Source organism: Pantoea sp. SGAir0180, from assembly GCF_043546245.1.
The window spans coordinates 942,325-968,971 of record NZ_CP028071.1 but is presented as its reverse complement, the minus strand read 5'-3'; the positions used below and the strand labels follow the sequence as shown (position 1 = coordinate 968,971).

Genomic DNA, 26,647 nt, shown 5'->3' with positions numbered 1-26,647 from the left:
CTGCCAGGGTTGTTAAAAGATGTTTAACGGAGCTTGATGTGCATATTCGATTATTTGCAGAGGCCGACCGTCCTTTCCTGCGGACGTTGTTTCTGGCGGCCCGTCGGCATAACTGGGACTGGATCGCCAACGATGACTGGCAGCTGGAAGACTTCGATCAGGTGATACTCGGCGAAACCGTTTTAGTGGCTGAGCTGGACGGGCATCGGGCAGGATTCGCGGGTCTGATGGAAAACGATAATTTCTTACACAGCCTGTATGTGGATCCTGATTATCAGGGGCGCGGCGTGGGCAGTGCACTGCTTGAGGCCGTCCAGTCACGCTTTACATCAACCGGCGCGCTGAAGTGTCTGCAAATGAACAAGGCCGCCCAGACGTTTTACCTGCAACATGGCTGGAAAGTGATTTCCCAGGGTGAAAGCGAGCAAGGCGGCTATCTGTTAATGCATTATCCCCAGGCGTCGCACTATGAGAGCGACGCGCAGAAGGGTTAAAGCGCGCGGAAGGCGATATCGCCGGGAATCACCTCGCCCTGCCAGTAAAGCTGGGCGGCCACACGTCCGGCGAGCTGACGGTACAGCATCGCAAATTCACTGTCCGGCCGACGAATCACCGTTGGCTCGCCATCATCCAGATCTTCACGCAAATGAATATGCAGGGGAAGCTGTGCCAGCAGCCGCGTGCCATAGTCGTCCACCAGCCGTTGCGCTCCGCCGGTACCAAAAATAGGCTCATGGTGACCGCACTGGCTGCAGACGTGGATACTCATGTTCTCCACCACGCCCAGCACCGGGACGTTAACCTTTTCGAACATGACCATGCCTTTGCGTGCATCGATGAGCGCGATGTCCTGTGGCGTAGTGACCACCAGCGCACCGGTGACGGGCACACTCTGCGCCAGCGTTAACTGGATATCTCCGGTTCCTGGCGGCATATCCAGCACCAGATAATCCAGGTCGGGCCACTGGGTTTCGGTAAGTAACTGCATCAGCGCTTTGCTGGCCATAGGGCCGCGCCACACCATCGCGTTATCGTCGGTCACCAGATAGCCGATGGAATTGGTTGCCAGACCATGGGACATGATCGGCGCCATATGGGTGCCGTCAGGCGAGGTCGGGCGCTCTTTTTCACAGCCCAGCATGTTAGGCACGGACGGGCCATAAATATCGGCATCCAGAATGCCCACACGTGCGCCTTCAGCCAGCAACGCCAGCGCCATATTAACTGCGGTACTCGATTTGCCCACGCCGCCTTTACCGGAGCTGACCGCGATAATGTTCTTCACGCCGTTAACACCAGGGTGATTTTTCACGCGTTTCAACGTAGCAATCTCGTGACTTAACCGCCAGTCGATGGCCTGCGCGCCGCTCAGACGCAGTAGCTCAGCGCTGGTGTCTGCTTTTAAGGTCTCAAACGCGCTGTGCCAGGCAAAAGGCATCCGCAGTTCAATATGCAACGTCCCATCCAGCAGCGCCACATGATGCAGCGCCTTCAGGGTAATAAGGTTACGTTGCAGCGTCGGATGCTCAAAGCTGTTCAGAACGCCGGCCACAACGGCGCGTAAGGCTTCTGGTGTATGTGGTTCCCGGGATTGCGCTGTCATCCCCACTCCTTTTCTGCTGTGCTTATGCTGTTTTTCAACGATGTAGTAACAATACTATCAGATGCCGATCGTTTCACGGGCCGCGCGGCGGGAAATCCCTTATGTTTACGCGGCTGTGCCCATCGGTTACCATCTAAGCCCGTTTTTTTACTTAACTGAAAGCTACGCAAACTATGACTCAAGTCGCAAAAAAAATTCTGGTAACCTGCGCCCTGCCTTACGCTAACGGCTCAATTCATCTCGGCCACATGCTCGAGCATATCCAGGCGGACATTTGGGTGCGTTATCAGCGAATGCGTGGCAATCAGGTTTACTTCATCTGCGCCGATGACGCCCACGGCACGCCGATCATGCTGAAGGCTCAGCAGTTGGGCATTGCGCCGGAACAGATGATTGCTGAAATGAAACACGAGCACGAAACAGATTTTGCCGGTTTTAACATCAGCTATGATAACTATCACTCAACGCATGGCGACGAGAACCGTGAGCTGGCCGGGCTCATCTATGGTCGCCTGAAAGAGAACGGTTTCATTAAGAACCGCACGATTTCTCAGCTGTACGATCCGGAAAAAGGTATGTTCCTGCCTGACCGTTTCGTGAAAGGCACCTGCCCGAAATGTAAAGCGCCTGACCAGTACGGCGACAATTGCGAGGTGTGCAGCGCGACCTACAGCCCGACCGAACTGATCGATCCGAAATCAGTGGTGTCCGGTGCAACCCCTGTGCTGCGTGATTCCGAGCACTTCTTCTTTGACCTGCCGTCGTTCAGCGAAATGCTGCGCGCCTGGACGCGTTCTGGCGCACTGCAGGAGCAGGTCGCAAATAAAATGCAGGAGTGGTTCGAATCCGGTCTGCAACAGTGGGATATCTCCCGTGATGCGCCGTACTTTGGCTTCGAAATTCCTGGCGCGCCGGGCAAGTACTTCTACGTCTGGCTGGATGCGCCGATCGGCTATATGGGCGCGTTTAAAAACCTGTGTGACAAACGCGGCGACATCAGTTTTGACGAATTCTGGCAGCAGGATTCCACCACAGAGCTGTACCACTTCATTGGTAAAGACATCGTCTACTTCCACAGCCTGTTCTGGCCTGCCATGCTGGAAGGCAGCGGCTTCCGCAAACCCAACAACCTGTTTGTGCATGGCTATGTGACCGTAAATGGCGCAAAAATGTCGAAGTCGCGCGGAACCTTTATCAAAGCCAGTACCTGGTTACAGCATCTGGATGCCGACAGCCTGCGCTATTACTATGCGGCCAAGCTTTCTTCGCGTATTGATGACATCGACCTGAATCTGGAAGATTTTGTTCAGCGCGTCAACGCCGACATTGTGAACAAAGTGGTCAACCTGGCGTCACGTAATGCCGGTTTTATCACCAAACGCTTTGACGGCAAGCTGTCCGCAGAACTGGCCGACCCGGCGCTTTATCAAACCTTCCTGGACGCATCCGAAAAAATTGGCGAAGCCTGGGCAAGCCGTGAATTTGGCCGGGCGATTCGTGAAATTATGGCGCTGGCCGATCTGGCCAACCGTTATGTTGACGAGCAGGCACCGTGGGTGGTGGCGAAGCAGGAAGGCCGTGATGCCGATCTGCAGGCTATTTGCTCCATGGGCATTAACCTGTTCCGTGTGCTGATGACCTGGCTGAAGCCTGTGCTGCCGTCGCTGAGCGAGCGAGCCGAAGCTTTCCTGAACAGCGAACTCAGCTGGGACGCCATTCAGCAGCCGCTGCTCGACCATCAGGTTGCGCCGTTTAAAGCCCTGTATGGTCGCATTGAGATGGCGAAAGTCGAGGGCCTGATTGAAGCGTCGAAAGCCGACGCGGCTGAAGCCAGTAAACCGACGGTCAGCGGCCCACTGGCGGATGCGCCGATTGGCGATACCATCACGATTGATGACTTTGCCAAAGTTGATATGCGCGTGGCACTGATTGAGAAAGCGGAACTGGTGGACGGCTCAGACAAACTGCTGCGTCTGGAGTTGGATCTGGGCGGCGAGAAGCGCCAGATTTTCTCTGGTATCCGTGCAGCCTATCCTGACCCGGCCGTACTTGTCGGCAAAATGACCATTATCGTGGCGAACCTGGCACCACGTAAAATGCGCTTTGGCATCTCGGAAGGCATGGTGCTGTCTGCGGGGCCGGGCGGCAAAGACCTGTTCGTGTTGTCTGTCGACAGTGGCGCAGTGCCGGGTATGCCCGTTAAATAAGGCGTTCGCCCTTCCTGCATCTGATGGCAGGGAGGGCCGTTCTGCCTTACGCTGACAGCTGGCACGCCAGACCGTCAGTGCGTAGGATTACGCTCGTTGGAAACAGGAGCCTGTCATGCACACCGTGCTAGCGATAAGTTGGCGTTATCTGCGCGCTTTTACCCTTCTCTATCTCTGTTTATATGCCGGAAACGGCGTAGCAAGGTTGCTGCCCATCACGCTGCCCGGCAGCATTATTGGCATGCTGATTTTGTTTACCCTGCTCGCGTCTCAAATCGTGCCGGTCCACTGGGTTAAGCCCGGTTGTCATCTTATCATTCGCTATATGGCGCTGCTGTTCGTTCCCATCAGTGTGGGCGTCATGAATTACACCGATCTGCTGACCGCGCAGTTTGGCCCTATCGTGGTCTCGTGTCTTGTCAGTACCTTCGCTGTCCTGAGCATCGTGGGGTTAAGCGCCCACAAGCTGCATTCGCACGCGCCGACGAAAGAGGTGAAGGATGAGTGATATCTGGTGGTCATTGCCCCTGACGCTGGGCGCATTTTTCCTGGCGCGCAGACTGGCTGCCGCGCTGAAGATTGCCCTGCTGAACCCCTTGCTGGTTTCAATGGCGATCATCATTCCCATCCTGCTGTTACTGCAACTGCCCTATACACGTTACTTTGCCGGAAGCCAGGTGCTTAATGCCCTGCTACAGCCCGCCGTGGTCGCACTGGCGCTGCCGCTGTATGAGCAGATGCATCAGATTCGCGCCCGCTGGAAATCCATTATCGGCGTATGCCTGATCGGCAGCCTGACGGCAATGACCTCCGGCACGGCGATCGCCCTGTGGATGGGGGCAACGCCGGAAATCGCCGCCACGATTTTACCTAAATCCGTCACCACACCGATCGCGATGGCGGTGTCCGGCTCTCTGCACGGCATTCCCGCTATCAGTGCGATTTGTGTGCTGATAGCCGGTGTGCTCGGTGCGGTATTTGGCCATATGGTGCTGAATCTGTTGGGCGTGAAAAGTAAAGCAGCACGCGGTCTGGCGATTGGTAATGCGTCCCATGCGCTGGGAACCGCCCGGGCGGCGGAACTGGACTTCCAGGAAGGGGCATTTAGTTCGCTGGCACTGGTGATCTGCGGCATCGTAACGTCGTTACTGGCACCCTTTGTTTTTCCGCTGCTACTGCACTGGTTTGGCTAAAACTTTGGGAGAGATCTCGCAAAGTTGAAAACTCTAAGACACGTTGCATTGTCAGAGCGACAGAGATCACATATAAACCGATGTCTGGCACATTGCCTGAAGATTGAATGAGGCTTCCATGCATCCACGTTTCCACTCTGCCTTTGAATTACTGCCGGCTCCCCTGCAAACCGCGCTTCGTCCGGTGCTGAGTGAGCCGGGATTTGACGCGATGCTGCGGGCCGATCAGGTCACCCTCCTGCAACAGCAAACCCAACTGGATGCGGACGCCCTCGCCCTGGCGCTGCTTCCGGTCGCGGCGGCCTGCGCGGTCGCCTCGCTGTCCCATTTTAACGTCGGTGCCATTGCACGCGGGATAAGCGGTAACTGGTATTTCGGTGCCAATATGGAGTTTGCCGGTGCCACCATGCAGCAAACCGTGCATGCAGAACAAAGCGCTGTTACGCACGCCTGGCTGCGCGGCGAAGTGCGCCTGGAAACCATCACCGTCAACTACACGCCGTGCGGGCATTGCCGCCAGTTCATGAATGAGCTTAACAGCGGCACGGCGATTCGTATCAGCCTGCCCCAGCGCCCGGTGCAGACGTTAGCGCACTATCTGCCTGACGCTTTCGGTCCTGGCGACCTGCACATCACCGAACGGCTGATGGATAAGGTGGATCATGGCTTTGTTGTCACGGGCGATGCGCTGTCGCAGGCGGCCATTGACGCGGCCAACCAGAGTCATGCCCCTTACAGCCGCGCGTTCAGTGGCGTTGCAGTGCAAACCGCCTCAGGCCGTATTTTTAGCGGTCGCTATGCGGAAAATGCGGCCTTCAATCCCAGCCTGCCTCCGCTTCAGGCCGCACTGATTTTGCTGAATATGGCCGGCGAATCCTGCGAGGCGATTCAGGCAGCGGCGCTGGCCCAGCCCCGACAGCCTGCGTTAGATCAGTATTCAGCGACGCAGGCAACACTGCGCGCGCTGGGCTGCGACAACCTTAACGTTATCGAGCTGGCGTAAAGCGTAATGCGGGGCACGGTTTTAAACAGTTTCTAAATCTTTTATTTACAAAAGCTGTACATCCGCGAGAAATTTCATAGGATCTGACGCCAGGCCTTCTTTATCAAAATAAACTGGCGTCCTCTACCCTCTTATTGCGCCAGGAACACTCGCAACCGGAGCATTACTGCATGGAACTCGAATACGAAAGTAAACGCCCGCTCTATATTCCCTACGCTGGCCCTATTCTGCTGGAATTTCCCCTGCTGAATAAGGGCAGCGCCTTCAGCATCGAAGAGCGTAACGAATTCAATCTCAACGGCTTACTGCCCGAAGCGGTCGAAACCATTGAAGAGCAGGCGAAACGCGCATGGCGTCAGTTTCAGGACTTCAAAAATAATAACGACAAGCACGTCTACCTGCGCAATATTCAGGACACTAACGAAACCCTGTTCTACCGTCTGCTTGACAATCATCTTGAAGAGATGATGCCAATTATTTATACGCCAACCGTCGGCGCAGCCTGCGAACACTTCTCTGAAATTTATCGCCGCGCCCGCGGTGTGTTCATCTCATATCCCAACCGTGAACACATCGAAGACATGCTGCAAAACGCCACCAAACAGAACGTTAAAGTCATCGTGGTGACCGACGGTGAGCGTATTCTGGGCCTGGGTGACCAGGGCATCGGCGGCATGGGTATTCCGATTGGTAAACTGTCGCTGTATACCGCGTGCGGCGGCATCAGTCCGGCTTACACCTTACCGGTGGTGCTGGATGTCGGTACCAATAACCAGCAACTGCTGAACGATCCGCTTTATATGGGCTGGCGTCACCCACGTATCACCGGTGAGGAGTACGATGAATTCGTTAATGAATTTATCCAGGCCGTGAAACGCCGCTGGCCGAAAGTGCTGCTGCAGTTTGAAGACTTTGCGCAGAAAAACGCAATGCCGTTGCTGGAGCGCTATCGCGATGAAGTGTGCTGCTTCAACGATGATATTCAGGGCACCGCTGCTGTCACCGTGGGCACTCTGATTGCCGCCAGTCGTGCTGCCGGAAGCCGTTTGTGCGAACAAAAAGTGGTGTTCCTGGGGGCAGGTTCAGCCGGCTGCGGTATCGCAGAGCAAATCATTGCACAGATGAAGTCGGAAGGTCTGAGCGATGAAGAGGCGCGTAGCCGCGTAATGATGGTCGACCGCTTTGGCCTGCTCACTGATAAGTTGCCTAACCTGCTCGATTTCCAGAGCAAGCTGGTGCAGAAAAGCGACAACCTCAAAGACTGGGATACGGCCAGTGATGCGATTTCGCTGCTGGACGTAGTGCGCAACGCCAAACCCGATATTCTGATTGGGGTTTCAGGCCAGCCCGGACTGTTCACCGAAGAGATCATCCGCGAGATGCACAAGCACTGCAAACGTCCTATTGTGATGCCGCTCTCTAACCCCACCTCGCGCGTTGAAGCCACGCCAGCGGATATTATCGCCTGGACCGATGGTGCTGCACTGGTCGCGACCGGGAGCCCGTTCTCACCGGTTTCATGGAACGGTAAAACCTATCCGATCGCGCAGTGTAACAACTCCTATATCTTCCCGGGCATCGGTTTAGGGGTGATTGCCTCGGGTGCATCACGCGTAACCGATACCATGCTGATGACAGCCAGCCGCGCACTGGCAGACTGCTCGCCGCTGGTCAACGATGGTGAAGGGCCGGTACTGCCTGAAATCAAAGATATTCAGGGCGTGTCGAAAGTGATCGCAATGGAAGTAGGCAAAGCCGCGCAACTGGCGGGCGTTGCCGTGGTGACCTCGGAAGACGTGCTGTCACAGTCTATTTCGAATAACTTCTGGCTGCCGCAATACCGTCATTACCGCCGTACCTCGATCTAAAAAGGTCTGCGCTGGATCATCCTCCGATCCAGCGCTGCTTAAAATAGCACCAGCCAGACGGGGTAAACTTGCTTCGCGAGGGTTGCTCAAGTAGCCTTGTCCCACCAAAACCTCTCATCTCGAGTGCTCAGGCGCATGTTGAAACGCGTTTTCATTGCTCTGCTTTTCATCATCTTAACGATGGTGGCGACGGCGCTTGGCCTGGATCGCTGGATAAGCTGGAAAACCGCCCCCTATATTTACGACAATCTGGCCTCACTGCCCCATCGTCAGGTCGGTGTTGTGCTGGGCACGGCAAAATATTACCGCACCGGGGTGATTAATCAGTACTACCTGTACCGGATGCAGGGCGCGCTTAACGCCTATAACAGCGGCAAGATTAACTATTTACTGCTGAGCGGAGACAATGCGCAGCAGAGCTATAACGAACCCATGACCATGCGGCGCGATTTAATCAAAGGTGGCGTTGATCCGGCGGATATCGTACTGGATTACGCGGGCTTTCGGACGCTGGACTCCATTGTCCGCACGCGCAAGGTATTCGATACCAACGATTTTATTATCATCACCCAACGCTTCCACTGTGAGCGGGCGCTGTTTATCGCCCTGCACCTTGGCATTCAGGCTCAGTGCTACGCTGTGCCCTCGCCGAAAAATATGCTGACAGTGCGCATGCGTGAGGTCGGTGCACGTCTTGGCGCGCTGGTAGATTTGTACCTCCTCAAGCGTGAACCGCGCTTTCTCGGGCCTCTGGTGCCCATTCCCGCCGTACATGATGTGCCGGAGGATGCGCAAAGCTATCCTGCTGTCACCCCTGAGCAACTGCTGGAACTGGAACAAAAGCGCCATCAGTAAGCCGCCTTTGTCTGGCTGCCAGCCAGCCCGCTCACCCTGGCGTGAAGATAGACTGTGAGAACGGATGATAACGCCGGCGCGGCAGGCTATGCCTTTCTGACAGGAGTGCATCGCCGATACGTAGCATCCTTGCTATGGCGAAACAAGGCTTAGCGCGGGACTTTGCGATGGCGACAGGGCTTATCACGCATCGTTACCAAGGATGACGGTCAGTCCAGCGCGGCGGATTTGCTGCTTCTTTACCTTACTGACCTGCTGACCTGCTGATCTGCTGATCTGCTGATCTGCTGATCTGCTGACTCAGGATTTTGCGTCCACAGGACAGCTTTCCGTTCCTGATTAAAGTCAATTAGAACGCGCTTTCTTATAGCGGGCACCCTGCTGGCTCGCCGTGAATCCGCGTTCTTTCCTGCTTCCGGGCGCACGCTGGCGGCTTCCGTGCCATAAAAAAAGCGGCCCGCAGGCCGCTTAGCTTACATGATGACTTCTGCCGTTATTTTTTACGTGCGTACTTCAGCGAGTCGAGCGCCACAGCAAAAATAATGATGCCGCCCTTGATGATATACTGCCAGTAAGGGTTAATGCCGATATAGGTCAAGCCGTAGTTGATGACGGTGAAGATCAACACACCGGTCACGACACCGGCCACCGTCCCCACACCACCGGCAAAAGACACACCACCGACGACGCAGGCCGCGATAGCATCCAGCTCGTACATAAAGCCAAGGTTGTTCGTTGCCGAGCCGATACGGCCCGCTTCCAGCATGCCGCCGAAAGCATAGAACACGCCTGAAAGCGCATAAATCAGAATCAGGTTCAGGTTAACGTTTACGCCGGAGACTTTTGCCGCTTCCGGGTTACCGCCGATGGCAAAAATGTTTTTACCGAAACGCGTTTTGTTCCACAGAATCCAGACGAACACGATCGCAATCACCGCATAGAAGGTGATGTAGGACAGCTTAAAATCCCCGAAACGCAGGAAGCCTTGCGTAAAGGTTGAGAAGCCGTCATAGAAGCCTGCAATCGGTGATGCGCCTACGAAGTCGTAATACAGCGAGTTGATACCGTAAACGATAATCATGGTACCCAACGTAGTGATAAACGGCGTCACTTTCAGGTAAGCAATAATCACGCCGTTCACCAGGCCAATAACGGCACCAATCGCACAAACAATCAGGATCACCACAGGAATCGGTACGGTTTCCAGATGGGGAAACACTTTGTTTGGGTTATCCATAGCCTGCAGCAGCGAAGCGGCCACGATAGCGGCGAGGCCAACCTGACGACCGGCTGACAGGTCTGTCCCCTGGGTCACAATCAGTCCCGCAACGCCCAGCGCGATGATAATACGCACCGAGGATTGGGTCAGAATGTTACTCAGATTCATTAAACTTAAGAACGTCGGATCCTGGAAAATAATAATCGCCAGCAGTACCAGTAGCACGACATAAATGCCACCCTCTTTCAGCCAGGTTAGCGCATTCTTTTTTGTAGTCGCTTTCATGTTAACAGCCCTTACTTCATTAAAGGTGTAATGACGCTAAACGCAATATTTCGTTCTGCGTAGTCGTTTTTGTATCAACAATGCCAGCGACCAGACCGTTACTCATGACCAGAATACGATCGGTGATGCCTAACAGCTCTGGCATTTCGGAAGAGATAATAATGATGCCCTTTTCTTTTTTTGCCAGCTCAGCCATCAGCTGGTAAATCTCGAATTTGGCCCCCACATCAATACCGCGAGTGGGTTCATCGAGCATCAATATTTCGGGCTGCGTCAGCAACCAGCGTCCAATAATCACCTTCTGTTGGTTACCACCTGAAAGCGAACCAATTTGGGTATGGTGGCCTGGCGTTTTTACCCGCATGGAGTCGATAACCCATTGGGTATCACTCTTCATACGCTTATTATCCAGCAGACCAATGTTGTTCTTATATTTTTTGATATTGGAGATGAGAGAATTAAAACCAATATCCAGAAACGCATAAATACCGGTAGAGCGACGTTCTTCCGTCACAAGAGCAAAGCCATGATTGATGGCTTCGTTCGCCGTGTGATTATTAATCGTTTTACCGTGCAGTTTAATTGTGCCGCCCGATTTTTCGCGAATGCCAAACAGCGTTTCGACGATATCCGTACGTTTTGCACCGACCAACCCGGCAATACCGAGTATCTCCCCTTTACGCAAATCAAACGAAATATCACGAATAGAAGGCTGACGCAGAGAGGTTAAATTGCGCACCTCAAGAATGGTCTCGCCCGGCACATTTACGCGATCCGGGAAGCGCTGGCTTAATGAACGCCCCACCATCATGGCGATAATCTTATCCATGTCCAGCCCTTCGAGCGGCTGGGTTGCAATCCACTGACCGTCACGCAGAACCGTAATTTCATCACACAACTGGAAGATCTCTTCCATTTTATGTGAAATATAAACAATGCCGCAGCCGCGATCTTTCAGCTTACGGATAATCGTGAACAGATGATTAACTTCTTTTTCCGTCAACGAGGATGTCGGTTCATCCATGATCACGATTTTGGCGTCATAAGAAAACGCTTTGGCAATCTCAATCATCTGCATTTGCGAGACGGAGAGATGCGCGACTTTGTCACGGGGATCGATGTTAATATCCAGCTCGTCAAAAATCGCTTTGGTATCACGGTACATTTTTTCCTGATCGACAAAGAAGCCTTTGCGTGGATAACGCCCAAGCCACATGTTGTCCATCACGGTACGCTGTAATACCAGGTTTAATTCCTGGTGAACCATTGACACGCCATTTTCCAGCGCCTCTTTGGAGCTTTTAAAATCTATTTCCTGCCCTTGAAAAAGAATACTTCCGGTATCTTTTTTGTAGATACCAAATAAACATTTTAACAACGTTGATTTACCAGCGCCGTTCTCACCCATCAGTGCATGAACGGAGTGAGGCCGCACTTTTAAATTTACGTTGTCGAGAGCTTTAACGCCGGGAAATGATTTACTGACGTTGGTCATTTCCAGCAGATATTCGCGCTGCGCGGTCGTATTATCACTGGCCATAATTTACCTGGCTAAAAAACGGTGATGACATAAAAAAGGCGCAGCCGCCGCCGCGCCCGTTTGCACATAATTATTTCTGGAACTGAGACAGGTTTTCCTGATCAACCGGTACGTAGGGTACGCGTACGATCTTATCGACCATCTTGAAGTTGGTGCCTTCGGTGGCCGGTTTACCATCGGCAAGGTTCTTCGCCATATCGATGGTGGCTTTCGCCTGGTTTTCCGCATCGTTCAGCACCGTACCGGCCATCGCGCCAGATTTAACCAGCGCCAGCGCCTCAGGTAAGGCATCCACACCAAATACCGGGATAGAAGACATGTTGTGTGCCTTTAGCGCTTCAACAGCCCCCATCGCCATCGCATCGTTGTTCGCGATTACCACTTCGATTTTCTTGGCGTTAGGGCCTGACAGCCAGGCGTCCATTTTGTCTTTAGCCTGTGCGGTATCCCACATCGCCGTATCCATCGCTAACTGCTGGGTTTTCACGCCATCTTTGTTCAGCGTATCGATAACATATTTAGTACGCGCTTCGGCATCAGGATGGCCTGGTTCGCCTTTCAGCAGCACATACTGGATCACACCGTCTTTGTTCAGATCCCAGGCCGGGGTCGCTTTCCAGTGTTTCTCAATCAGTTTACCCTGAATCACGCCAGACTCTTTCGAATCGGTACCGACATAGTAGGCTTTATCGTAGCTGGCCAGCACTTTGGCGTTAGGTTCTTTGTTGAAGAACACAACCGGGATATCGTTCGCACGGGCTTTCTGTACCACGACGGCCGCTGCAGCCGGGTCGACCAGGTTGATGGCTAACGCTTTCACGCCTTTTGCCATCAGCACGTCAATTTGATCGTTTTGTTTTGACTGATCGTTCTGCGAGTCATTCATCAGCAGTTGGATGCCGCCCAGCGTTTTGGCTTCTTTCTCGATGTCTTTACGTACCATCGACATAAAGTTGTCGTCGTACTTATAAATAGTCACGCCGATACGGGTATCAGCGGCGTGGGCTACTGCACCAAACATCATGCTGGCAACCAGTGCTGTGAGCGTGAAAACCTTCTTATTCATGGTATCTCCGGTTTTTCTGTAGGGTCTTTTTATGTTCTGCTGCGTCAAGCCGCGGAAGAACATCGGGTAAGAATTATCCGGCGAGGCAAGATGCGCTCTAAATCAGACTGAGCCACTGCTGTGCCGTGCCAAACTCGACTTCCATGTAGGTCAATGCGTCCGTAAAGCGTGTGTTATAAGCCTGAACCAACGATGCTGTCGGTGCCCTCAACGGGAGAGTGGCGTTACATAATGTTTCAGTACTGTAAGACGTTGCCATCATAGTGATAGCAATGTTAATTAACTGTGAATACAATCACAGATTGAAAACGGTTACATCGTGGAATCGCCTGAATTAGTGACGGACTCCACACTTTGCTTTTGCGCGACGGAATGGCGGCGAACGAGGGTGGGCATAAAGATATGTTTCGCCGTAGTGTCAAGACAGCCTGCCGCGCCCTGCAGGGCCAGTTCAGTGGCAAGTTTTGCCATAGAAACAATAGGATAACGGACTGTGGTAAGTTGAGGATCGGTGTACCGCGAAACCGGAATATCATCGAAGCCGACGACAGAAAAATGGTGCGGTACCTGAATGCCATTGTCTTTCAGAGCGGTAAGGGCACCGGCCGCCATACCATCGTTATAGGCGAAAATGGCGCTGAGATTCAGATTGCGTCCCAGCAGTTCCACCATTGCGGCTTCGCCCCCTTGCATATCCGGCTCTGCGCTGGCTATCCAGCTTTCCTGTGGACGGATTCCCTGCTCTGCCAGCGCCTGTAACCAGCCTTCACGCCGTTGATCCACATCTTCAATGGGATGACTTGAACAGAGATAGCCGATGCGGGAATGCCCCTGTTGCAGCAGCATGCGTGAGGCCATTAAGGCCCCGGTCACATTATCCAGACTGACGCAACGGGCCTCATAACCCGGTATGCTGCGGTTGATAACCACCATACCTGGCACCTGACTCATAAAGCCCGCCAGCTCTGCGTCTGAAAGCGTTTTCGCATGGACCACCAGCGCATTGCACCGTTGCCGTATCAACACTTCGATAGCGTGACGCTCTTTTTCTTCCTGATGCCAGGAGTTGCTGATCAGTACATGTTTCTGGACGCGCTGTGCCACGGTATCCACCGCTTTAACCAGCGCGCCAAAAAAGGGATCGGAGACATCCATGACGACGACGCCGATCGTATCGCTCACCTGGGTTGCCAGCGCCTGAGCATTGGCATTTGGGCGATAGCCCAGAGCGTCAACCGCCTGTAACACGACGTCACGTGTTTCAGCGGTGACCGCGCTGCTGTTATTTAGTACGCGCGAGACAGTCGCTACGGACACGCCCGCCTGACGCGCAACATCTCGAATGGTTATCATGCAGCACTTCCAGAGAAAAGGCATTACGCCGGTTATGGCACCGGCGCTATTCTGTCAGGGAAGTGCACGGGACAGCGTGAATTGCGTCACACCAATGAAAACGGTTACATACAATTCTGCAACCTTTGTGATGACCGTCATTATCTTTCTGAGGATGACGTGGGGTACGGCGTGGCAAGAAAGCGTGTCAGACGACGCCAGATCCATTCCACCGGCCCCTGCGGGAAATAGCGTAGCCACAGCACGGAAAACAGCAGGTTAATACACCATATGCCTGGCACCATCATGACCAGTTGCCAGCGCGTAAAGTGCATAAAAAGCCCGAAGCGGTAGAACAGCGTAGTGCCGATCAGGGACTGCAGCAGATAGTTACTGAGCGCCATGCGGCCCACACACTGAATAGCATAACTCATCCGCCAGCGCTGAATGGCTGGCCAAAATCCAAAGCACAGTGCGGCATAGCCGATACTGATTAACGGGCTGGCAAGATCACGCGGCAGTTGTAAATAGAACGCACTCCAGCGTGCATCCCAGTCCACAAACCATTGCGCAGCTACACCTGCCGTCGCTATCCCCAGCCCAATCGGCAGTAACATCCGCGCAACGCGCCGGTAATGGGACACGGGAAACGTTCCTTTCAGCCAGCCGCTACGTAACAAGGCAGCGCCCAGCAGCATCAGTCCGGCCAGTTGCCAGCCATACTGCGCCACCAGCGCCATTAAACCGGAGGAGAGGTTATCCAGGCGGATGCGTACCGCCGCCAGCCCGCCGTTGACCTTCCAGAACTGTTCATACTGAATGTCTGCGGCGCCGGGCAACCACGAGCGTGACGGCTCGGCGCTGCTAATCAGGGCAAAGATCAGCAACAGCGCACAGCCCACCAGATAAAGTAAAATCCCGGTATTGATTAGCCCACGCGTGGACGGCGCATCGCGCAGCATCCGCCAGACGATCAGGCCGATAATGCCGTAATCCAGCAGGATATCGCCTTCCCAGATAAAAATGCTGTGAAGAAACCCCAGCAGCACCAGTAATGACAGACGGGCGGACAGCCAGCGACTTCCGCGCGGCAGCTGCAGTTGCAACCCCGCGCCAAACAGCAGCGCAAAGAGCGTCAGAAATTTAAGCTGCGCGAAGATATCGGACAGCGCCCATGTCCAGGCATCAGACAAGGTGACGCTGCCCTGCCAGGCAGGATTGAGATAGGCCGCAGAAGGTAAGCCAAAACCAATAATATTCAGCAACAGGATGCCGAGAATGGCACAGCCGCGAATAAAATCCAGCGCAAGGTAGCGTTGCATAGCGGCTCCTGACGGACCCGGCAGGCGCATCTGCGCCCACCTGTCGATATTAACTGTGACGCACCGCGCGCAGAAATTCCTGACGGGTATTCTGGCTGGATTTAAACAGACCGCCCAGGGAAGTGGTCGTGGTGGCACTGGTGGCATCTTTCACACCGCGTGCTTTTACACAGTAGTGGACGGCATCAATGGAAACAGCAACGTTATTGGTGCCTAACAATGTTTGCAGCGCCAGCAGCACCTGCTGAGTCAGACGCTCCTGCACCTGAGGTCGCTGGGCAAAAAACTGCACGATGCGGTTAATTTTGGACAAACCAATCACTTTGTCTTTGGGAATATAGGCGACGGTGGCTTTGCCATCGATAATCACAAAGTGGTGTTCACAGGTGCTGGTCAGCGTAATGTCGCGTACCGTGACCATCTCGTCCACCTTCATCTTGTTTTCGATAAGGGTGATTTTGGGGAAATTGGCGTAATCGAGACCGGAAAAGACCTCATCGACATACATTTTGGCAATGCGGTGCGGGGTTTCCATCAGGCTGTCATCTTCAAGATCCAGATTCAGCAGCTGCATAATTTCCGTCATATGGCCTGCAATCAGGCTTTTGCGCGTTTCATCGTCCATTTCACGCGTAGGTGCACGCAGCGGCGTTTCCAGCCCACGCGCCAGCAGCGCTTCGTGAACCAGTGCAGCTTCCTGACTTAAGGTACTCATCTTACTCTTCTCCGGCAGGTGTTGCGCCCGCAGTCTGTTACCTGCGGGTCATATTACTGAGCGCGTATTGTGAGACTTTCTGTGCAGGGAATCCAGCAATCAATCTGATTGGAGATGAAAGCTTTTCACGCGACCCGCCGCCACACTAACAGGCCCGCCCAGACCAGACTGGCGCCTGCTACCCATAACGCAGGCTCAAGGTGGTGCAGAAACAGGGTTGAAAGTGAGGAAAGTAAGGGGCCAGCCAGTTGCCCAATCGCATAGCCGGTGGTCAGTAAGCCCGCCATATAGCGCGTATGCTGCGGAGCCAGTTCACACGCGCAAAGCAGCGACAACTGCACGACACTCAAAAAGCCCCCGCCCACCAGCAGCGCACCAAGTAACAAACCACCGAACCCCGGCAACAAGGCGGCCGCCAGCACGCCCAGCGCCTGGGCCCAGAGCGTGATGGCCAGGCGGGCATGCGCCTGCCCCATTCGACGCGTCACAATACCGATGACGATGCCCAGCATCGCCGCCCCGCCAAATACCGGCCAGACCAGCTGCGCCAGCGCACTGCCCGGAAAACGGGCTGCCGCCATTTGCGACAAAAAGGTGGCAGGCAAAATATAGCCAAACCCCGCCAGGCTGTAGCTCAGGACCAGCCGCCGCAGGTTGGGCGTCAGCGTCAGCGGCGCTGGTACCTGCCCTGCCCGGTGCAGCGCCCCCGTACGCGGCAGGTTGCGGCAGATGGCCGCCACCAGCACGGCGGCCAGCACAGCGTAAATGCCCCACGCCAGCGTCACAGAGACCTGTAAACTGTGTAAGATGACCGCCAGCAGGCCGCTGATGAAAATGCCAGCGCCGGGACCGGCAAAGACCGCCGCCGACAGACCAGGACGACCGTAGTGATGCAGTTGCTCATTGCTCCACGCGGCCACCAGCACCATGGCCCAGCCGCTGGCCCAGCCAATCACAAAGCGAATGATCCCGTGCAGCCAGGGGCCCCCGGCACAGGCTGACAACGCGGTTAACACCACCGCGCCCCAAACCCCCAGATGCAGGCGCCACTCCACACGCTGCTGCGCGCGCATCGCGTCAAAGGAACCGCACAGGTAACCCAGATAGTTTAATGCTGCGACCACACTGGCACTGGTCAGGGTTAACTGATCAGCCTGAATCAGTAAAGGCACCTGGGGCGTAAACGCAAAACGGCCGATGCCCATGACGACAAACAAGGTCAAAAACGCACTTATCGCGACGCGAAATGCCATTGGGCACCTCAGTTTTTTTAAATTGAAACTTGCGTACAGCATGAACGATGCTTAGAATCACGAAAAGTGAATAATATTAACCAACTTGTTTACAGGAAGAGAACACATGGATTTAGTCCAGCTACGTATGTTCTGTTCCGTGGCAGAGAGCGGTTCTCTTGCCCGTGCTGCGGAACAACTGCATCGGGTGCCTTCTAACCTCACCACGCGCCTGCGCCAGTTGGAAGAGGAACTGGGTGCCGATCTGTTCATTCGGGAAAAACAGCGTATTCGCTTATCCCCGATGGGCCATAACTTTCTTAACTATGCGCAGCGCATTCTGGCCCTGAGCGATGAAGCCTTAAGTATGGCGCGCACCGGTAAGCCTGGCGGGAATTTTGCGCTGGGCTCGATGGAAAGTACGGCGGCAACGCGCCTGCCTGGCCTGCTGGCTGCCTATCATCAGCGTTTTCCGGCGGTCGCCTTATCGCTGATCACTGGCACCTCCGGTGAAATTATCGATCGGGTTCGCGAAGGAACACTGGCCGCGGCGTTGGTCGACGGGCCGGTTCAGCATGACGATCTGAATGGCTGTATTGCGTTCCGTGAAGAGATGGTGCTCATCACTGACCTTGACCACATCCCGGTGACGAGCGCACGCGATACTCAGGAAGATACGTTGTTTGCGTTCCGCAACAGCTGCTCTTACCGGGTGAAACTGGAAGCCTGGTATCGCGACAGCCAGGCCGCGCCAAACAGCGTCATGGAGATTCAGTCTTATCATGCCATGCTGGCCTGTGTCGCAGGCGGTGCAGGCGTGGCGATGATTCCGGCGTCGGTCCTGAAACAGATGCCAGAGCGCGCACGGGTTCAGGTACACAGCCTGCCGGCGAAGTATCGTGATACTGCGACCTGGCTGATGTGGCGACGGGACGCCTTCACGCCCAATGTTGAGGCACTCAAGTACCTCATTATCGAACAGTTTCACGATCGTCCGCTCAACGATGAGCTGATGCATCCTTTACAGGCGGCGGAATAAGATTTCCGCGCTATTTTTAATGAATCACGACCATCCAGACGCCATAACGCGTCACAATCTGACTGGAAGAGGGATTGCATGAACATGATCAAAACCCGTGCCGCTGTCGCCTGGGCCGCTGGCGAACCACTGAAAATTGAAGAAGTGGATTTAATGCCGCCGCAAAAAGGGGAAGTGCTGGTCCGTATCGTTGCCACTGGCGTTTGTCATACGGATGCTTATACGCTGTCAGGTAGCGATCCGGAAGGCGTGTTCCCGGCGATTCTGGGTCACGAAGGCGGCGGTATCGTTGAAGCGGTCGGCGAAGGCGTCACCAGCGTGGAAGTGGGCGATCATGTTATCCCGCTTTACACGCCGGAATGTGGTAAATGTAAGTTCTGTCTGTCAGGCAAAACCAATCTGTGCCAGGCCATCCGCACCACACAAGGTAAAGGCCTGATGCCTGACGGCACGACGCGCTTCTTTAAAGACGGTAAACCCATTTTTCACTATATGGGCACGTCAACCTTCTCCGAATACACCGTCGTCCCGGAAATCTCTCTGGCGAAAATCAGTAAAGAAGCGCCACTGGAAGAAGTGTGCCTGCTGGGCTGCGGCGTAACCACCGGTATGGGCGCAGTGATGAACACCGCTAAAGTTAAAGAAGGCGATACCGTTGCCATCTTTGGTCTGGGCGGCATTGGTTTGTCAGCGATTATCGGCGCGAAAATGGCGAAGGCCGGCCGCATCATTGGTATTGATATCAATACCAGCAAATTCGACCTGGCCCGTAAACTTGGTGCGACCGATCTGATCAACCCTAAGGATTACGATAAACCTATCCAGGACGTGATTGTTGAACTCACCGACGGCGGCGTGGATTTCTCCTTTGAATGTATCGGTAACGTCAACGTGATGCGTTCTGCCCTGGAGTGCTGCCATAAAGGCTGGGGCGAGTCGGTGATCATTGGCGTCGCCGGTGCAGGCCAGGAAATCTCTACGCGTCCGTTCCAGTTAGTCACAGGGCGCGTCTGGCGTGGCTCTGCGTTTGGTGGCGTAAAAGGTCGCTCGCAGCTGCCTGGGATTGTGCAGGATTACCTCGATGGTAAATTTGCGTTGAACGACTTCATTACGCATACCATGCCGCTGGAAGAGATAAATGACGCCTTTGATTTGATGCACGAAGGGAAGTCGATCCGCTCCGTCGTTCACTTCAATAAGTAATCGGGGGCGCTATGACATCTTCTCTTGAGTTACTGGAAGAACACCGTATTTTTGGCGGCTGGCAGCAGCGCTGGCGTCATCCCTCCCAGGTGCTGAACTGCCCGATGACGTTCAGCATCTATTTGCCCCGTCCGCGCGGGGATTCGCCCCCACCGGTGGTGTGGTTTCTGGCAGGCCTGACCTGCAATGATGAAAACTTTACCACCAAAGCGGGTGCGCAGCGCGTCGCCGCTGAACTGGGGCTGGTGCTGATCATGCCCGATACCAGCCCGCGCGGTGAGGCGGTGGCCAATGACGAGGGCTATGATCTGGGCCAGGGCGCGGGCTTTTATCTCAATGCGACGCAGCAGCCCTGGGCGAGCCACTATCGGATGTTCGACTACCTTAGTGAGGAGCTGCCTGCGCTGATTGCCGATAACTTTAAGGTCAGTGAACGTCAGTCGATCATGGGGCACTCTATGGGCGGACACGGCGCGCTGATGCTGGCGTTACGCCTGGCAAACCGCTTTGCCTCCGCCTCCGCCTTTGCGCCGATTGTGAATCCCGCCGATGTGCCCTGGGGACAAAAGGCGTTCACCGCTTATCTGGGAGAGGATCGCCAGGCCTGGTGGGCATACGACAGCTGTCAGCTGATGCGCGAGGTTCAGCATCGCCTGCCGTTATTGATCGATCAGGGCGACAGCGATCAGTTTTTGGCGGATCAGCTTCAGCCGGAGCGATTAGAGGCAGTGGCGCAGGAGATGGATTTCCCGTTAACTCTGCGTATTCAGCCAGGCTACGATCACAGTTACTTCTTTATCGCCAGCTTCGTGGAAGATCATCTGCGCTTTCATGCGCAGCACTTGTTGGTGGGATAACACAACCGGGGATGGCGTGCGCCATCCCCGTTTTTTTACATCAGCCCTTCCCGGACTAATCCGTCAATCATGACCTGCGGCATTCCGCGGGAACAGTGCTCAATGCGGCCCTGCACGCCATAAACCTGCGCCAGCGTAGTGGGCGTGATCACGCTATCCGGTGCGCCTTCTGCGATTAACCGTCCCGCTTTGAGCATCAGCGCATGCTGCGCGTGACGTAAAGCGATATTGATATCGTGGACCACGACCACCGTCACCATATTGCGTAGCGCCGTCTCACGCCGCACTAAATCCATAACGTGGAACTGGTAGTTTAAATCCAGCGCACTCAGCGGTTCATCCAGCAGTAACAGCGCAGGCCGGCGAATCAACGACTGGGCCAGGCCAACAAGCTGCTTTTGTCCACCCGAGAGCTGATCCAGATACCGCATCGCCAGATGGGCAATGCCCAGTTGATCCAGCAGTCTCATGACATCGGCTTCACTGGCGGGACTGTGCAGGCCCGATGACGCACGCTGCGCGACGATAATGGACTCCAGCACATGCAGATGCACCCCCGCGGGCAACGATTGCGGCAGGTACACAACCTGTCTGGCCCGGCGGGCAAAGGGCTGAGTCATCAGATCTTCGCCGTTTAACCACAGTTCGCCCTGCCCTTTATTCAGCCCGGCCAGCGCACGCAGTAAGGTGGATTTACCGCAGCCGTTCGGTCCCAGCAGGACCGTGATTTCGCCACGCGGTAACGGCTCGACGTGAAGGTTATCAATGACCTGACGTTTAGGATAACCGGTGGTGAAGCCGCGCAGGCGTAATCCCTGTTCCATTACACATGCCCTCGGTGACGCAAAATGATACTCAGGAAAAATGGCACCCCAATGAGCGAGGTCACAATCCCGACCGGGATGATGGCTCCGGGAATCAGGTTTTTGGAAGCCACTGAGGCCAGCGACAGCACAAGGGCACCGGTCAGCGCACTGGCAGGTAGATAGAAGCGATGATCTTCGCCAAACATCATACGGGCGATGTGCGGTGCGACCAGGCCAATAAAACCAATCGGGCCGACAAAGGCAACCGCTAAGGCGGATAGCACACTAATACGCAGCAAAGTCGCCAGGCGCAGACGGCGCACATCGATACCAAAGCTCACTGCCCGGTCTTCCCCCAGGCGCAGTGCGGTCAGTTTCCAGCTACTGAGCAGGGAAAACGGCACCAACAGCACAAAAGCCGCGCTCAGTACGCCCAGTTTTTCCCAGGACGCACGCGCCAGGCTGCCCATGGTCCAGAACACCAGCCCCTGTAACGTATCTTCACTGGCGATAAACTGCATCATCGACACCAGCGCATTAAAGGTAAACACCAGGGCAATACCAAATAACACCACGCCAGATGACGAGACCTGTGTCCAGCGCGTAATGCCGTCCAGCATTAAGGCGGCCAGCAGAGCAAAGATAAACGCATTGGCTGAGATAAACCACTGACCGGAGATCCCCGGAATCCCCACGCCTAAAATAATGGCCAGTGCGGCACCGAACGCCGCCGCCGAGGAAACGCCCAGCGTAAACGGACTGGCAAGCGGGTTATTAAGGATGGTTTGCATTTCTGCGCCGGCAAGGCCCAGTGCAAGGCCGACCACGATGGCCATGAGCGCATAAGGCAGGCGGATATCCCAGACAATGACGCGCGTGCCTGCATCAACGCTCTCGGGTGAGAGCAGCGTGTGCCACAACGTCGATAGCGAAAGTCCGGCCGGGCCGAGCGTAAAGTCCAGAACCAGTGACGCAAGGATCGCCACCAGCAACGCCCCTATCCAGAACAGGCGGCGGCGCAAAACCTGATGATAATTTTTCAGTATGGGCTGATGGCCTGCTTCAGCACCAATCAACGAGGATTCCGTTGTCATGGTTCAATCCAGTAATGGCTCCAAAATTAAAAACGCAGCCACAATAGTGCAGGTGATAATAATTATCAATTCATGGAATGTTAATAGTGATGACGTAACGTAAAAGCGCACGGCGTTTACCGTGCGCTTTTAACCCGTTATGAGCGGGGAAATTCCATCTCACTGTATTTCACAATGCGTCCGCCCCGCACCAGCCTGTAACCCAGCCAGATCAGCAGGAACAAGGGCAGGCCAATATAGGTCGCTGCAACGCTGTACCAGTCAATGGTGTCCTGCAGGAAGGCCTGGTAATTCTGACCGAGCGTAATAATCAGACAGAGTACAAAGGCAAAAATGGGCCCCAGTGGGAAGAAGCCTGAGCGGTACGGCAAGTCGCTCAGATCGCGCCCCTGAGCCACATAACCGCGACGGAAACGATAATGACTGATGGCAATCCCTAACCAGGCGATAAAGCCTGTCATACCGGAGGTATTCAGCAGCCAGAGATAGACTTCCTGATTACCAAATTTTGAGGTTAAAAAGCACAAACCCGCGACGACGGTGGTGGCCCATAACGCATTACGCGGTACGCCGCCTTTTGACAGCCGGGCAAAAATGCGCGGCGCTTTACCTTCACACGCCAGGTTATACAACATGCGCGTTGAGGCATACATCCCGGAGTTACCCGCCGACAGTACCGCCGTTAAAATCACCGCGTTCATGACCGCCGCCGCAGACAGCAGGCCGGCATTCTGGAACACCAGGGTAAACGGACTCACGCTGATATCTTTAATATCATTGTGCAGCAGTTGCGGATCGGTATAGGGCAGAATCAGACTGATAATCAGAATGGCCAGCACATAAAACAGCAGGATGCGCCAGAACACCTGACGCACGGCGCGCGGAATGTTTTTCGCCGGATCTTCAGATTCACCCGCCGCTATGCCGATGAGTTCAGTCCCCTGGAAAGAAAAGCCGACAATCATTGCAACACCGATCATCGCCGCGAAGCCTCCGGCAAACGGCGCATCGCCTACCTGCCAGTTATGCCAGCCTGCATTTTCCGCGCCACGCATAATACCCACAATCATCAACACGCCCACCACGATAAAGATCACGACGGTGGCGACTTTGATCAAGGAGAACCAGTATTCGGTCTCGCCAAAGCCTTTGACTGAAATGTAATTGATCAGGAACATCAGGCTCAGGAACAGTGCGCTCCAGATCCAGCCCGGCGTGTCGGGGAACCAGTAATTCATAACCAGTTGCGATGCCACCAGGTCGACAGCAATGGTGACCGCCCAGTTGTACCAGTAATTCCAGCCCAGGGCGAAACCAAAGCCCTCTTCCACATATTTGGCACCGTAGGTGGCGAAGGAGCCGGAAACCGGCATAAAGGCGGCCAGTTCGCCGAGGCTGGTCATCAGGAAATAGACCATTAAGCCAATTAAGGCATATGAGAGTAATGCCCCGCCGGGGCCAGCTTGAGAGATGGTGGCACCGGATGCCACAAACAGACCTGTACCGATTGATCCGCCAATAGCGATCATGGTGAGGTGGCGTGCTTTTAGATCGCGTCGTAACGCAGGTTGTTGTGTTGTATTTGTGTCATTATGCATGTGTAAACATTACGCTGGGTAAAAATAAGGCGCGATTGTAGCAGCAAAGGCCACGCTGTATAGCGAATGCTACGCTGTTATTAGTTACCTTCATGATTGGCGCGAAATTATTAGCGGCGCCGCCTGTTTCCCTGAAATTCAAGGGGTTGAACCGCTGATTAAACCACCATTCATCGGGCGTTTACGTTTCCCGGCAGTACGATAAAAACCGCGACAGGGCCTTTGAGATGTGTTTTTGTCGATGGTGGATGCGATAAAGCGTGCGCGTCAGATTCGGCAAAGGCGTTTTCAGCTCAATCAGCGTCCCGGCGCTCAACTGCTCGGCAATCACCCGACGTGATAAGCAACTGATGCCCATCCCGTGCCGCACGGCATGCTTTATCGCTTCGGAGTTGCCCAGCTCCATGCCCAACTGAAATGTCGGCAAATGGGACAACAGCAGATAATCGACAATCTCGCGCGTACCTGAGCCGCGCTCGCGGAGAATCCAGGTGGCCTCAGCCAGCGAGGTCAGCGTGACGGGCTGCTGCAAAATGGCGGCGTCCGGTGCGGCAAAGACCACCAGTTCATCTTCCAGCCAGGGCTCGCTGACCAGTTCTGTCATATGGCACGGCCCCTCAATTAATCCCACATCGACGCGAAAATCGGAAACGGCTGTGATCACGTCCTGACTGTTTCCCACGCTCAGCTCTAAAGGCAACGTGGGGAAATCACGGCGGTAACCGGCAATCATCCCCGGCAGCAGATAATTCCCGATGGTGCTGCTGGCATAAATACGAATAGCCCCGTTATCTTCTTTAAATAACTGTTCGATTTCTGTGGCCTGTTCGAGCAGGCCAACGGCACGGGGATAAAGTAACCGGCCATGTTCGTTGAGCACTAACCGCTTTCCTACCCGATCGAAAAGCTGCACACCTAACTGGTTTTCCAGATCAGCCAGGGCGGCACTGACAGCAGACTGGGAGAGTGCCAGCACCTGAGAAGCCTGGGTGGTAGAGCCGCTTTTAAGCACCTCGGTAAACACTTCAATTTGTCGCAGGGTAATATGCATGAAAACTCCGGAATCACTTAGCGCGCGACAAGGTAAACGATCAGGGCGATCCACAGCAGAAAAATCACACCCAGTACACCCAATACTTTTTTACCGCGTGCACGCTGTTGCTGCGCACGCGCGACGCTGCGGGCCCGAACCTCGCGCGGCAGCATTTTCAGCAGTAACATGACACCGGCAGGGATAATGACGGCATCGTCTACTAATCCCACAACCGGGATAACATCCGGAATCAAATCGATCGGACTTATGCCGTACGCCAGCAACCCGGCGGCCAGGCCTTTACACCACAGCGGTGTTTGAGGATCGCGACAGGCAAAGGCGAGCGTCAGCACATCGCGTTTGATGAGCGTGATTAAGCGTTTCAGTCGTGCAAACAGCATAGTTCCTGCCTTATCACTTATAGCGGTAGATTATAAATATATAATCAATTTCACTTTTAACAAGCCCCGCATGATGATGAGCGCTCAACCAGGAGCGTAATCATGGCAGACATCACCCTCTCAAAAAATCCTTTCGTTCAGCAGTGGCTACCCGGCCTGTTGTTATGCGGCCTGATCGCCAGCGTGACTGCCGCTGTGGCCCAGGTGCCAGGCATCGCTCGTCTGGGTCTGGGATCATTAACTCTGGCGATTGTGCTGGGCATCATCGTCGGTAACAGCGTTTACTCGCCTCTTGCCGGCCAGTGTGACGCGGGCGTACAGCTGGCAAAACAAAAACTGCTCAGGCTCGGTGTGATTCTGTTTGGCTTTCGCATCACCTTGCAGCAAATCACCGACGTGGGATTAAGCGGTCTGCTGATTGATGTGCTGACCCTGAGCAGTACGTTCTTTGTGACCTGCCTGCTGGGCCGACGTCTGCTGAAGCTTGACCGCGAAACTGTATGGTTAATTGGTGCAGGCAGCAGCATCTGTGGCGCCGCGGCGGTGCTGGCCACGGAACCGGTGGTCAAAGCGGCGCCGTCAAAAGTGGCCGTTGCCGTCGCTACGGTGGTGCTGTTTGGTACCCTGGCGATTTTTATTTATCCCGTTTTGTGGCCCCTGGTGCATGACTTTTTTCCCCGTGTCACGCTGACGCAGTTTGGCATTTTTACCGGTTCAACCATTCATGAGGTGGCGCAGGTCGTTGCTGCCGGACACAGCATTGCGCCCGAAACCGAAAGCAGCGCCGTCATCGCGAAAATGCTGCGCGTCATGCTGCTGGCGCCGTTTTTACTGTTGCTGAGCGGCGCCCTGCGACGTGAGCAGGCAGAACAGCAGAGCGCAAAGCCGGTGACGTTTCCATGGTTTGCCCTGATGTTTGTCGTTGTCGCCTTGTTCAACTCGCTGCACTGGCTGCCGGCCGGATGGGTGAATATGTTCAACACGCTGGGAGGAATATTGCTGACCATGGCAATGGCGGCACTGGGTCTGACCACCCGTTTCACTGCCCTGCGTGCAGCGGGCTATAAACCTGTGCTGTTGGGGGCACTGGTCTTTGGCTGGCTGGTGCTGGGCGGCGGCACGATTAACCTGCTGGTTCAGCGTTTTATCGCGTAAGGCACGTTCATGTCTTTATTA

24 protein-coding genes are annotated in these 26,647 nt (G+C 54.7%); 11 read left to right on the top strand and 13 right to left on the bottom strand.

Features of this window, described 5'->3' with window-relative positions:
- Positions 1-38: 38 nt before the first annotated feature.
- Positions 39-494 (top strand): GNAT family N-acetyltransferase, encoded by a 456-nt coding sequence (locus tag C1N58_RS04630; RefSeq protein ID WP_054633457.1) that lies wholly within the window; start codon positions 39-41, stop codon positions 492-494.
- Here C1N58_RS04630 and apbC read toward each other — a convergent pair.
- Positions 491-1,603 (bottom strand): iron-sulfur cluster carrier protein ApbC, encoded by a 1,113-nt coding sequence (apbC, locus tag C1N58_RS04625; protein ID WP_033740543.1) that lies wholly within the window; start codon positions 1,601-1,603, stop codon positions 491-493. The two genes, C1N58_RS04630 and apbC, sit on opposite strands and share 4 nt — an antisense overlap.
- 173 nt (positions 1,604-1,776) lie before the next feature.
- On the opposite strand from apbC, the gene metG reads away from it, so the two are divergent.
- The 6 genes from metG (at position 1,777) to sanA (ending at position 8,729) form a co-directional block, all read left to right on the top strand.
- Positions 1,777-3,810, top strand: coding sequence for a methionine--tRNA ligase (gene metG, locus C1N58_RS04620; RefSeq protein ID WP_394564637.1), 2,034 nt, complete (start codon positions 1,777-1,779; stop codon positions 3,808-3,810).
- A gap of 115 nt (positions 3,811-3,925) precedes the next feature.
- A complete protein-coding gene (locus C1N58_RS04615; RefSeq protein WP_394564636.1) occupies positions 3,926-4,318 on the top strand; it encodes a CidA/LrgA family protein in 393 nt (130 codons plus the stop codon).
- A complete protein-coding gene (locus tag C1N58_RS04610; protein ID WP_006119921.1) occupies positions 4,311-5,003 on the top strand; it encodes a CidB/LrgB family autolysis modulator in 693 nt (230 codons plus the stop codon). Before C1N58_RS04615 ends, C1N58_RS04610 begins: the two co-directional genes overlap by 8 nt.
- A gap of 118 nt (positions 5,004-5,121) precedes the next feature.
- The gene (gene cdd, locus C1N58_RS04605; RefSeq protein WP_394564635.1) at positions 5,122-6,006 is read left to right on the top strand and encodes a cytidine deaminase; all 885 of its coding nucleotides are present in this window, start codon (positions 5,122-5,124) and stop codon (positions 6,004-6,006) included.
- Between the two features lie 170 nt (positions 6,007-6,176).
- On the top strand, positions 6,177-7,874 hold the full coding sequence (locus C1N58_RS04600) for an NAD-dependent malic enzyme (protein WP_006119924.1): 1,698 nt from the start codon (positions 6,177-6,179) through the stop codon (positions 7,872-7,874).
- 135 nt (positions 7,875-8,009) lie between these two features.
- Positions 8,010-8,729, top strand: a complete 720-nt coding sequence (sanA, locus tag C1N58_RS04595) for an outer membrane permeability protein SanA (protein ID WP_006119925.1) — start codon at positions 8,010-8,012, stop codon at positions 8,727-8,729.
- 493 nt (positions 8,730-9,222) lie between these two features.
- On the opposite strand, the gene mglC is transcribed toward sanA, so the two are convergent.
- From mglC to C1N58_RS04560, 7 genes are all read right to left on the bottom strand, one after another.
- The gene (gene mglC, locus C1N58_RS04590; RefSeq protein WP_006119926.1) at positions 9,223-10,233 is read right to left on the bottom strand and encodes a galactose/methyl galactoside ABC transporter permease MglC; all 1,011 of its coding nucleotides are present in this window, start codon (positions 10,231-10,233) and stop codon (positions 9,223-9,225) included.
- A 19-nt stretch (positions 10,234-10,252) separates the two neighbouring features.
- Positions 10,253-11,773: a galactose/methyl galactoside ABC transporter ATP-binding protein MglA gene (gene mglA, locus C1N58_RS04585; protein WP_006119927.1), complete on the bottom strand. Its 1,521-nt coding sequence runs from the start codon at positions 11,771-11,773 to the stop codon at positions 10,253-10,255.
- Positions 11,774-11,843: 70 nt separating this feature from the next.
- The gene (gene mglB / locus C1N58_RS04580; protein WP_033740552.1) at positions 11,844-12,839 is read right to left on the bottom strand and encodes a galactose/glucose ABC transporter substrate-binding protein MglB; all 996 of its coding nucleotides are present in this window, start codon (positions 12,837-12,839) and stop codon (positions 11,844-11,846) included.
- A 312-nt stretch (positions 12,840-13,151) separates the two neighbouring features.
- Positions 13,152-14,192, bottom strand: a complete 1,041-nt coding sequence (galS, locus tag C1N58_RS04575) for an HTH-type transcriptional regulator GalS (RefSeq protein ID WP_054633452.1) — start codon at positions 14,190-14,192, stop codon at positions 13,152-13,154.
- Between the two features lie 140 nt (positions 14,193-14,332).
- Positions 14,333-15,493 (bottom strand): DUF418 domain-containing protein YeiB, encoded by a 1,161-nt coding sequence (gene yeiB, locus C1N58_RS04570; protein ID WP_394550470.1) that lies wholly within the window; start codon positions 15,491-15,493, stop codon positions 14,333-14,335.
- A 49-nt stretch (positions 15,494-15,542) separates the two neighbouring features.
- Positions 15,543-16,208, bottom strand: a complete 666-nt coding sequence (folE, locus tag C1N58_RS04565; protein ID WP_006119934.1) for a GTP cyclohydrolase I FolE — start codon at positions 16,206-16,208, stop codon at positions 15,543-15,545.
- Positions 16,209-16,333: 125 nt separating this feature from the next.
- Positions 16,334-17,461, bottom strand: coding sequence for a YbfB/YjiJ family MFS transporter (locus C1N58_RS04560; protein ID WP_394564634.1), 1,128 nt, complete (start codon positions 17,459-17,461; stop codon positions 16,334-16,336).
- Between the two features lie 106 nt (positions 17,462-17,567).
- Between C1N58_RS04560 and C1N58_RS04555 the strand changes: the two genes are divergently transcribed.
- From C1N58_RS04555 to fghA, 3 genes are all read left to right on the top strand, one after another.
- Entirely contained in the window at positions 17,568-18,479 is a 912-nt protein-coding gene (locus C1N58_RS04555; RefSeq protein ID WP_033740559.1) for a putrescine utilization regulator PtrR, read from the top strand.
- Positions 18,480-18,557: 78 nt separating this feature from the next.
- Complete coding sequence (locus C1N58_RS04550; protein ID WP_033740561.1) at positions 18,558-19,682, top strand: S-(hydroxymethyl)glutathione dehydrogenase/class III alcohol dehydrogenase; 1,125 nt, start codon at positions 18,558-18,560, stop codon at positions 19,680-19,682.
- A gap of 11 nt (positions 19,683-19,693) precedes the next feature.
- Positions 19,694-20,539: an S-formylglutathione hydrolase gene (gene fghA, locus C1N58_RS04545; RefSeq protein WP_394550468.1), complete on the top strand. Its 846-nt coding sequence runs from the start codon at positions 19,694-19,696 to the stop codon at positions 20,537-20,539.
- Positions 20,540-20,574: 35 nt separating this feature from the next.
- On the opposite strand, the gene C1N58_RS04540 is transcribed toward fghA, so the two are convergent.
- From C1N58_RS04540 to C1N58_RS04520, 5 genes are all read right to left on the bottom strand, one after another.
- Positions 20,575-21,363 (bottom strand): ABC transporter ATP-binding protein, encoded by a 789-nt coding sequence (locus C1N58_RS04540; protein ID WP_006119940.1) that lies wholly within the window; start codon positions 21,361-21,363, stop codon positions 20,575-20,577.
- On the bottom strand, positions 21,363-22,439 hold the full coding sequence (locus tag C1N58_RS04535; RefSeq protein ID WP_054633448.1) for a FecCD family ABC transporter permease: 1,077 nt from the start codon (positions 22,437-22,439) through the stop codon (positions 21,363-21,365). Before C1N58_RS04535 ends, C1N58_RS04540 begins: the two co-directional genes overlap by 1 nt.
- A 137-nt stretch (positions 22,440-22,576) precedes the next feature.
- Positions 22,577-24,037, bottom strand: coding sequence for an amino acid permease (locus C1N58_RS04530; protein ID WP_033740564.1), 1,461 nt, complete (start codon positions 24,035-24,037; stop codon positions 22,577-22,579).
- 181 nt (positions 24,038-24,218) lie between these two features.
- A complete protein-coding gene (gene yieE / locus C1N58_RS04525; RefSeq protein ID WP_033740566.1) occupies positions 24,219-25,088 on the bottom strand; it encodes a DNA-binding transcriptional regulator YeiE in 870 nt (289 codons plus the stop codon).
- A 17-nt stretch (positions 25,089-25,105) separates the two neighbouring features.
- The gene (locus C1N58_RS04520) at positions 25,106-25,471 is read right to left on the bottom strand and encodes a YkvA family protein (RefSeq protein ID WP_006119946.1); all 366 of its coding nucleotides are present in this window, start codon (positions 25,469-25,471) and stop codon (positions 25,106-25,108) included.
- 102 nt (positions 25,472-25,573) lie between these two features.
- Here C1N58_RS04520 and C1N58_RS04515 point away from each other — a divergent pair, with 102 nt between their 5' ends.
- Entirely contained in the window at positions 25,574-26,626 is a 1,053-nt protein-coding gene (locus tag C1N58_RS04515) for a YeiH family protein (RefSeq protein WP_394550466.1), read from the top strand.
- Positions 26,627-26,647 lie beyond the last annotated feature (21 nt).